Genomic DNA, 9,645 nt, shown 5'->3' on the forward strand with positions numbered 1-9,645 from the left:
CCACTATTAACCACCTGTTAACATGAAGTTTGGTGCAATTGACAGGAGTTGAAATGAAAAAGTTAGCGAGTGTAATAGCTGGTTTATTGTTAGCAGGCCAAAGTTTAAATGCGATGGCTAATGCTGACCGTGCCATGGATCTTTATCTTAATCAAGATTATGCCCAAGCCTTTAAGCTTTTTCAGAAAACAGCTCACCTCGGTCATGGCAAAAGCCAATTTAATTTAGGGGTGCAATACCTTCGTGGTCAAGGTGTAGCACAAGACCCAATCCTAGCTTACGCCTACTTAGCAGTTGCTATCGAAAATGGCTTTTTAACAGCAAGGCAAGCACTTAAAACAGTTGAGCGCAGATTAACTCCTGCACAAATGGAAAATGCACAAGCGAAAGCCAATGAATTAATTGGTTTGTATGGCAAAAATGGCAGCGAAAATATTCGTTATGCACTACCTTTTGATCGTGACTACAACCCAACCCCCAAGCGTACTGAAAATCCAGAAGCAAAATATCCTAGCAGCCTGTTTAATAAAGGCATTCCGGGCATGGCGCGCTATTTATTTGACATTGACCGCAACGGTATTGTGCGTGATGTGCAGTTATTACAAAGCTATCCAAGCGATGAATTTGCAGAAAGCGTATTAGATAAATTAGAAAATTCGCGTTATCAAATTCTAAAAGTGGGCGGCAGTTTACGAAAGTTTAGTCAGGCACAGTTTGGTGTCGTTTTTAAACGCACAGATATTCCAGAAGAAACCCTTAAACAACTCGAGGCTAAGCATAAAAAATTATTAGCTCAGGCAAAACGTGGCAACACTAAATCCCAAGCTGAACTTGCTGATATGCTAGAGCTGATGAGTGATGACGATATGCTAAAAGTAGCTTATTTGCCAAAAGATTCTGTGGCAAGTTCAAATGGCGTTGCAAATTTACTGGCAAGTAACGCAGAAGAGTTCACTGAAACCCCAGAACTTAGCGAAGATTTCTATAACTTCAATTACCTTGTTTGGCTAGATAAGCAAGGTAAAACCATTCGTTACGAAGCAACTGGTGACTATAAAGCACCTAAAGAATTAGACAAACTTGCTGTTAAAACCATGCAAAACTGGCAAGTACTAGTCAGTGGTGATGAGCAATCAGAGTATGGGCCATTTTTAGCAGAGTTTTTCTATAACAATGAAGCACGAAATAATACTTACTCAAACTATATCAATCGCCAAAATGTAAGATTAAAACAGATCATTGCAAAACCGCGTGAAGAGATGCCGAGTTACTGGCGTTTAAAAGCAGCGCAAGGCGGTGACTTTGCATCACTTATGTTACTTGGTGCGGGATGCAATTTACGTATTTTAGGTACCGCAGCGGATCTCGGTCATACACCGGCACAAACACTGGCTGCTAAATGTATTTTACAAAAAGCAGATGCGAGTAAAGAGTTACTCAGCCAAGCGCGCGAGTGGCTCGGCGATGCCGCAGAAAAAGGCGATTATATTGCGATGCGAGAGCTTGCAGGCATATACGCACGTGAGTCGCATAACCAAGGCGAGTTGAACTATGCTATTGAACTAACAAAGTTAGTGGTTGATGAAAAGGATGACCCTTGGGCATATGAATATATGGCAGCCGCCTATGCAAAATTAGGTCAGTTTGATGAAGCTGTAGATATGCAAGAGAAAGCAGTAAAAGAAGCATGGGACAAAGACTACTTTGTTGATGCCGCGAAAGCGCGATTAGCAGCTTACGAAAACTCTAAACTTGGTACCTGGTAAAAAGCTAACATTAATCAATTATAAAAGGCCGCAAAAGCGGCCTTTTATATTTTGTTTATTAGCTAGTTAACCCGAGTTTAGGTTAGTTAAGTGAATTTTTATTATTAACCTAGCGCAATCATGTAGCCTTTGCCGCGCACGGTTACAATGCGTTTTTGTTCTTTTTCGTCACCGAGCTTTTTGCGCAAGCGGCCAACTAATACATCAACGGTTCTATCTGAAGGGCTCCAATCAGATTGGCCAATTTCTTCTGAAAGTTTTTCACGGCTAGTGGGTTTACCGGCATTGCCAATTAATGAAATTAACACTTTATGTTCAGCTTCGGTTAGCCTAATTTCTTCGCCATTGGCGACAATCAGTGTACGGTGTTCTGGGTGCACTTTAATATCTGAGTATTCAATGTATTCATCATTCGCTTGGAACAGATTAAGGCGTTTTGCTAAGGCTTTTAATCGCAGCTCTAGTTCTAATAAATCTACAGGCTTACAAATATAATCATCAGCGCCTTGTGCTAACCCTAAAATTCGGTCGGCCTGAGAGTCTCGGCTCGACAGCACGACAACACCAATATCTGAAATTAAGTTAATTTCTTTTGCGAGCACTAAGCCATCTACTTGTGGCAGAACAATATCGATAACTGCCAGCTTAATGTCATGATTTGTGCGCACAATATTAGCCGCATTAGCGCCCGTTTCGTCAACAACAAAACTAAAATCACTATTGCTAAAATGTGATTGAATGCGCCTTACTAGCAAGGAATCATCTTCAACTAGAAGTACTTGTATTGTCATAATGTTCGTTATTCGATTATCTGCCCGAAGCGATATTATCACCAATTTTGCACTGAATGAAAAATAGAAAGATAAGTATGTTAAGTATAGGTGTACAAAAAAAATAACGGCTTTAAAAAAGCCGTTATTTTTACTTAGCGTTTTATGGTTATTTTTGTGGGTATAAGTCCTGCCACCACTGTGGTTGTTCTTTCAAGTGCTTATCAAAATAAGCCAGCATAGTGTTCCACCAGTGGAAGCGCTTATCGCGCGCAAAAATTTGGTGATCTGCACCTTTATATTCAACTAATTCAACATCTTGGCCTAGTAGCTTTAATGCTGTATACATAGTGTGGCTTTCACCTACTGGTACATTGGTATCAGCATCACCGTGGATAAGTAATAACGGTGTTTTTACTTTATCTGCGTTAAATACAGGGCTGTGCTCTGAATAAAGCTTAGCGTTATTCCAAGGGAAGCTGTTTTTAGAGGCTTCACCTGAATATAAATAACCCCACCAACCTTGGCCCCAGTAAGAGGTAATATTTGAAATGCCCGCATGAGAAATAGACGCGCTAAACATATCTGTTTTGGTTGCCAACAACATGGTCATAAAGCCACCATACGACGCACCTAAGTTACCTACTTTGTTTTTATCAACAAAGGTGTACTTATCTAGGAATGCCTGAGTGCCTTTAATAATGTCATTGGCTGTGTATTCGCCCCATGCATTAACGTGTTTTGCCGAAAAATTTTGGCCAAAGCCTGTTGCACCGGTTGGTTGTAATACATACACCACATAGCCATTTTCTGCCCATAAATTAAATGGGTAACGCCCTGTAAATGCACGATTTACTGGTGACGTACCACCATAGTAATACACCAGCGCTGGGTATTGTTTTTGTTTATCTAAATTACTTGGTAAATAAACGCGGCCCTTAATTTCAGTACCTTGGTCATTTACAAAGTTAAATTCTTCAAGGCTCGGTAACTGTGTTTTAGCATAGTAAGCTTCTTTCGCATTCCACAGGGTACGAGTTTTATCACTGTTTGGTTTACTCTTAAGTTGTACTTGTTGTGGTAGTTGCGCGCCAGTACCAGCGTAAACTAAGGTTGGTGATTTATCATCAGAAACACTAAAACAGCGATTTTTACTTTCATCAAATAAATACAGTTGGCGCTTATCTTCTTCACCCACATTTAAAATAACATCATCATTGTTTAAAACCGTGAACTGGCCAATGCTAGGTTTGAATGTTTTTGACAATGCTGTGATTGTTTTGCCGTCATAACTTACAGAATATAATTGTGAATCGTAGTTATTACTAAGCTGTGATGATGCAACGTTTTTACCTGCGTTATCACCAAACTCTGGGCCAGCGGTAATGTATAAACCATCACTAGAATATTGCGCACTATTAAAAGTACGGTACTTGCCAACAGTGGTTTGGCTATTGTTTTTTAAGTTGTACTCAAGCAACTCAGTTAGCATATGCGGTGGTGCTGCATAATCTGAAATAGAACGGCTTAATAACAGTGTGCCACGTTTAGCATCAAAATCTTCAAGGCTAACACTAAATTCAGCAGGGCTTACTTGGCGCATTAAACCTGAATTTACATCGTATAAATATACGCTGGTCTTATTGCGAGCATACGACCAACGATCTTCTAAACCTTGGTAATACTTGGTAAGCGACGTCGATTTTTCAGGGCGTTTAACCCAAGTAAAAATAAGCGTGTCGTTATCATAAAAATCAACATTGCTAATGCCCGATAACTCTTCACTTAATGCGCTTGTAGTTAGCGTTTTCAGATTAAGCTTGTAAAGCACTTTATTGCTTGTGTATACAAGGTGCTTGTTGTCGCTTGACCAAGCAAAGTTGCTTGCACCTTCAGGTAATGCGAAAACAATCTCGTTGCTTTTAACCGACTTAATGTAAGTCTCTTTGAGTGCTTTATTACCGTTTTTATCGTTGTAACTGCGCGTTTGCCAAATCAAGTGCTTACCGTTTGGTGAAATACTTAGGTTGCTAACCGTTTTGCTATCAAATAATTGTTTGGCGTTTAGTGTATTTGGCGCATCACTAGAAACGCTAATGTTGGCACCTTCAAGATCGCTATTTAAATCAAGTGCAACCTTGCCCCAGTCTTCAACGCTTTCAGTGATAATGATTACTTGGTGTTGACCTGTGCTCAGCGGTAATTTATATGCATCGCCTTTTTTAGAGAGTAACTCGCCATTTAGGTAAAAACTGGCTTCTTTAACACCATCTAATTTAAGCGTTGCTGGTGTAAAGCGTGTTGTGCTGAGGGTGAACTTTAATGCTTGTAAGCCCGGTTCAGTGAGTGCGTTTAATTTATTTAGGCTCTGCCATTTAACTGTATTACCAAACAGGCTTACTGATGCTTGGTCTGCAGCCAAACTCTGTTTTAGGTTATTTAAAATGGCATTTTTGTGATTAGTTTCAAATGGCTTAAGTGCATTTTGCGGTGCGATTGGGCCTAAATAATTGATCTTACTTGTATCAATGGCTTCGGCATTGGCGATTGGAGAAATAAAATAAGCGCCGAGCATTACTGCTAAAAGAGACTTTTTCATTGTCTGTCCTTATCAAAATAGATTGCAGAATCATAACTAAAAAAAATCCTTCTGTATGCTTGAACTCGGTAAGTTGCAGCCCAATTATGGTGAACAACGAAAACAAGTGTGAATGAACTTTGCACGGGTGATCGTAATCAAATTAGCTTTGCTGTTTATAAATTCATACAATTTTACGACGGTTATTGTACGCAGTGCTTAGTTTATTGGGTAAACTAGGCTTGATAAATTTACGCCATGATTCGAGAGGTTACTGTGGCTTTGTTAATTACCTATATGCTGTTAGCTATAGGCATTTCATTTTTATGTTCAATTATGGAAGCGGTATTACTAAGTATTACCCCAAGCTATGTCGCCAGTTTAAAAAAGCAAAAACCAAAGTTGGCTGAGCGCATCAATTCATTAAAAGAAAAAGTAGATCAGCCGTTAGCGGCGATCCTAACTTTAAATACGGTTGCACACACAGCCGGTGCTGCGGGTGTAGGTGCACAAGCTGCCGCGGTATTTGGTGATGCGGCAATTGGTATTGCGTCTGCGGTAATGACACTACTGGTGTTAGTGTTGTCAGAAATTATTCCTAAAACATTAGGTGCTAATTATTGGCGCCAATTAACGCCTATCGTATCGTCATCATTGGTGGTGATGGTGCGCATATTAAAGCCGTTTATTTGGCTTTCAGACATAATTACGAAAATGCTTGGCAGCAAACAAAGCGAAAGCCATTTTATTCGTGCTGAAATTGAAGCAATGGCAGAAATGGGCAGCGAAGCAGGGGCACTTCATCAAGAAGAAAGCGAGCTTATTCGCAGCCTTTTAAAGTTCCGTCATTTAAAGCTTGATACCTTATTAACACCGCGTACAGTGCTGTTTAGGGTACATAAAGATCTCACTGTAGATGAGTATTTAAAACAACACGGTAGCGTAGCGTTTTCGCGTGTGCTGGTGTTTGATCAAGACTCAGATGATATTATTGGCTTTGTGCATAAAAACGACATCATGCTGGCATACCACCGCCTTGGTGAAGACTACAAAATTGCTAAACTAGTTAAGCCGATTTATACCGTGCCTGAAACCTTGCATGTGCATACGTTATTTCAAACACTGTTAGAAAAACGCATTCATATTTGTTTGATTGTTGATGAATATGGTGATGTACAAGGTATTGTGACGTTAGAAGATATGATTGAAAGCCTAATGGGTATGGAAATTGTAGATGAACGTGACCAAACCTTAAATATGCAATTAATGGCTAAAGAGAAGTGGCAACAACGTGTTGACAATCACGAAAACCTGATTAAAAACGAAGAACACGGTGTAGAAACAAAAACACCTGAAGCTCTGAAAAAGTCGCTCAGTGATGAGTGTAACTAAGCTGCAATCTCGTTTTATTAACCTCGCCAAGCGTTTTAACGCTTGGCGAGGTGTTATGTTGCTAGCTGCCTTTGTTGCATTCGCTTTACTGATAACATCACTGGTGCTAAATACGCCATTTTTAAATTCGTTGCAGGCAGGTTTCTTATTACTGTTTTGCTGGAGTTTATTGGGGTATTTCTTTATTGCGTGTTTTAGTTTATGCGATCAAAACCAGCCAGTTAACGCTTCTTGGTTTATGCGTTTAAAGCATAAATTAGTTAATATATTCATTAGAATTATTACTCTAATTTTTATTGTTTTAACAGCAATAACCCTCTATTTAACGCTTCGGCTAATTACTGTATTTAACAGTTAAAATTTAAATTGAATGTAATATTTAATTTTTAACATAAAATTGCATTTTTTAATCTATAACCATCTTTATTGCCACAATTTAAACCACAAAAAACCCATTAAAAGCGTCTAAGATCTCCGCGATTTATAATTCATCATCTGCGAGCGTGTTATGACGAAAGTAAACAACCAGAATCTGCTGCAATTGCGTTTTATTGAGCAAGCATTTATCGAGCAGCTAAAACCTTCTTTTGATAACTTACCGGCAAACCCATATGCCGACGGTGCATTTCGTTTACGCCGTTACTCTGTAATTAAACTTGTTGATGGCAAATTAAGCCTACAACCAACTAAAGCATTTGTTCAAGATGACTCAATTAACCAATTCCAAGGTAATATTGAGCGTACTTACGAAAACCTTGAAGAGTCGCTATTAGCGACTGACGGTATGCAGCATTTAGTTAACCAATTTATCGAAATGTCAGGCATTGCTAGCGATACTGATATCGAAATTCATCAGTTCCGCATGTTAGCGATTGATGCAGATACACCACCTGCACCAGAAGGTGTTCACCAAGATGGTTTTGACCATGTTTGTGTTGCTGGCGTGTCACACAGCAATATTGAAGGTGGTGAGCTACTAGTTTACGAATCACGCGATGCAGAGCCATGTTTCAAAATGGAAATTAAAGACGGCATGTTTGCCATGGTAAACGACCGTCAGGTATGGCACAACGCGACACCAATGAACAAAATCGATAACGATAAAGTAGGCTACCTAGACTGCTTTGTATTAACAGCGTAGGAACTGATAATGCAATTAACTAAAATCCGTAAGCAGTTTCCAGCATTAATGCAGGAAGTTGCAGGTAAATCACCGGTATTTTTAGATGGCCCAGGTGGCTCACAAGTACCGCAAAGTGTTTTAACTGCCATGTCAGCTTATTTAGGTCGTTATAATTCAAACTTAGGTGGCGCATTTTTCTCAAGCCACCAAACGGTTGACCTAGTAAACAAAGCACGTGAAAGTGCGGCAACATTGTTAAATGCACCAAGCAAAGAGCAAATTGTGTTTGGTCCGAATATGACCAGCCTAACCTTTAGCTTTAGCCGTGCTATTAGCCGCGATTGGCAAGCGGGTGACGAAATTATCGTAACTAATGCAGATCACTTCTCAAACGTATCTAGCTGGCAGCAAGCGGCAGACGATAAAGGCGTAAAAGTTCACGCATTAGAAGTCGATACAGCAGACTGTAGCCTGGATTTAGTGCAGTTAAAATCATTACTCAATGAAAACACTAAGCTTGTTGCCGTCACCTACGCATCAAACACTACAGGTACTATCAACGATATTAAAGCGATTGTTGATATGGCACACCAAGTAGGTGCGCTAGTGTATGTTGATGCTGTGCATTATGCACCGCACATGCTGGTGGATGTACAAGCACTTGATTGTGACTTTTTAGCGTGTTCTGCATATAAATTCTTTGGCCCACACTTAGGCATGGTTTATGGTAAACGTGAATACCTAGAAGGTTTTACACCATATAAAGTAGAACCAGCAACCGATTTAATTCCAGGTCGTTGGGAAACGGGTACGCAAAGCTTTGAAGCAATGGCAGGTTTTATTCAAGCCGTTGAATACATTGCAAGCCTAAGCGAGCTCGATGAAAGCGAGCCACTGCGCACGCGATTAGAGGTGGCTTTTGCCAATGCTAAACAGCATGAAGATGCGCTTTCTAAGTACTTCCTTGAGCGTATCGCAAAGTATAAATCAGTGACCTTATACGGTATTGCTGATCTGTCGCGTTTAGCCGAGCGTACACCTACCTTTGCAATTACTGTTGCGGGTGTAACGCCACGCCAAGTGTCTGAGCACTTAGGTAAAGAGCATATTTGTGTGTGGGACGGTAACTTCTACGCCAAAGGCTTATGCCAACAGCTTAACGTGTTAGACAACGGCGGTGTTATTCGCATTGGTTGTATGCACTACAACACAATCGAAGAGCTAGAGCGCTTCTTTGATGTATTAGAGCCGCTACTTGCATAAGCTCGCAATAATACCAGTTTTATTAATTATTTGATCATTCTAGCGAGTTAAATGACCCATAAACTGCGTTTTAAAATTCTAAAGTAGAACAACTACATGTCTAATTTTAAGCCTTGTTTCTGAGCCATTTTTCTGTCGCAATAAATGACCTGCTAATTAATGCAACTGGTATAATCAAACGTGAAAAAGGGTAACTGAGTTACCCTTTTTTAATGGATAATGACAGCATCAACTAAACCTAACTGAGCCAACTTGAAGTTAACCAGCTTTAAATACAAAACCCGCAAAGGGCCAGACTATCGCCATGGCGAACAAGTGTCGTTTTTAGATATAAAACAAACCTTTGGCATGGGGAATATTCGTGTGGGTAGCTGGGTAACGCGCGAAGAAAGAGACCTTGCCGCTAATTTAGTATTCGATGCACTGGCTGATTTAGCCTACATCTTGGCATTACCGCCACAAGCAATGGGCCTGCGTGGCAACTTAAACCTTGCCTTTGGTAGTGGCGGGCGAAAGGGCGTGCAAGCACATTATGCGCCTCATTATCGCGAACTGGCATTGGCTAAAAACGCGGGAGCAGGGGCACTTGCTCATGAGTTTTGGCATGCCTTTGATCATTACATTGCCGACAAAGCCTTTAATATTAATGATTCGGAGATCTTGCCAAACCGCATTCTATTCGCCAGTGACTGCTGGTTGAAAAACAAAACACAAATTGCCCACCCGTTAAATGATCGCCTAATAAATATTTTT

The 9,645-nt window shown here is 40.2% G+C and carries 6 protein-coding genes and 1 pseudogene; 5 read left to right on the plus strand and 2 right to left on the minus strand.

What is annotated here, in order from left to right; translation table 11 throughout:
• Window positions 1–53 precede the first annotated feature (53 nt).
• Window positions 54–1,766 carry an energy transducer TonB gene (locus ON073_RS10580; RefSeq protein ID WP_274761857.1) on the plus strand — a complete coding sequence of 571 codons (1,713 nt, stop codon included), beginning with the start codon at window positions 54–56 and terminating at the stop codon, window positions 1,764–1,766.
• Between the two features lie 104 nt (window positions 1,767–1,870).
• Here the strand turns inward: ON073_RS10580 and ON073_RS10585 are convergent, their stop codons facing one another.
• Both ON073_RS10585 and ON073_RS10590 read right to left on the minus strand, forming a co-directional pair.
• The gene (locus ON073_RS10585) at window positions 1,871–2,557 is read right to left on the minus strand and encodes a response regulator transcription factor (protein WP_274761858.1); all 687 of its coding nucleotides are present in this window, start codon (window positions 2,555–2,557) and stop codon (window positions 1,871–1,873) included.
• Between the two features lie 148 nt (window positions 2,558–2,705).
• The gene (locus ON073_RS10590) at window positions 2,706–5,135 is read right to left on the minus strand and encodes a S9 family peptidase (RefSeq protein ID WP_274761859.1); all 2,430 of its coding nucleotides are present in this window, start codon (window positions 5,133–5,135) and stop codon (window positions 2,706–2,708) included.
• Between the two features lie 255 nt (window positions 5,136–5,390).
• Here ON073_RS10590 and ON073_RS10595 point away from each other — a divergent pair, with 255 nt between their 5' ends.
• The 4 genes and pseudogenes from ON073_RS10595 to ON073_RS10610 form a co-directional block, all read left to right on the plus strand.
• Window positions 5,391–6,506, plus strand: a complete 1,116-nt coding sequence (locus ON073_RS10595) for a CNNM domain-containing protein (protein ID WP_274761860.1) — start codon at window positions 5,391–5,393, stop codon at window positions 6,504–6,506.
• A 508-nt stretch (window positions 6,507–7,014) separates the two neighbouring features.
• A complete protein-coding gene (locus ON073_RS10600) occupies window positions 7,015–7,647 on the plus strand; it encodes a 2OG-Fe dioxygenase family protein (protein ID WP_010561220.1) in 633 nt (210 codons plus the stop codon).
• Between the two features lie 9 nt (window positions 7,648–7,656).
• Window positions 7,657–8,892, plus strand: coding sequence for a cysteine desulfurase-like protein (locus ON073_RS10605; protein WP_274761861.1), 1,236 nt, complete (start codon window positions 7,657–7,659; stop codon window positions 8,890–8,892).
• A gap of 252 nt (window positions 8,893–9,144) precedes the next feature.
• Window positions 9,145–9,645: pseudogene (locus tag ON073_RS10610) on the plus strand (CLCA_X family protein); the annotation flags it as partial.

This window comes from Pseudoalteromonas sp. G4 (genome assembly GCF_028875915.1).
Taxonomy (GTDB): domain Bacteria; phylum Pseudomonadota; class Gammaproteobacteria; order Enterobacterales; family Alteromonadaceae; genus Pseudoalteromonas.

Coding starts and splice junctions, on each gene's coding strand:
- ON073_RS10605 (WP_274761861.1), top strand. CDS start 7,657: ATGCAATTAACTAAAATCCGTAAGCAGTTTCCAGCATTAATGCAGGAA.
- ON073_RS10590 (WP_274761859.1), bottom strand. CDS start 5,135: ATGAAAAAGTCTCTTTTAGCAGTAATGCTCGGCGCTTATTTTATTTCT.
- ON073_RS10580 (WP_274761857.1), top strand. CDS start 54: ATGAAAAAGTTAGCGAGTGTAATAGCTGGTTTATTGTTAGCAGGCCAA.
- ON073_RS10600 (WP_010561220.1), top strand. CDS start 7,015: ATGACGAAAGTAAACAACCAGAATCTGCTGCAATTGCGTTTTATTGAG.
- ON073_RS10585 (WP_274761858.1), bottom strand. CDS start 2,557: ATGACAATACAAGTACTTCTAGTTGAAGATGATTCCTTGCTAGTAAGG.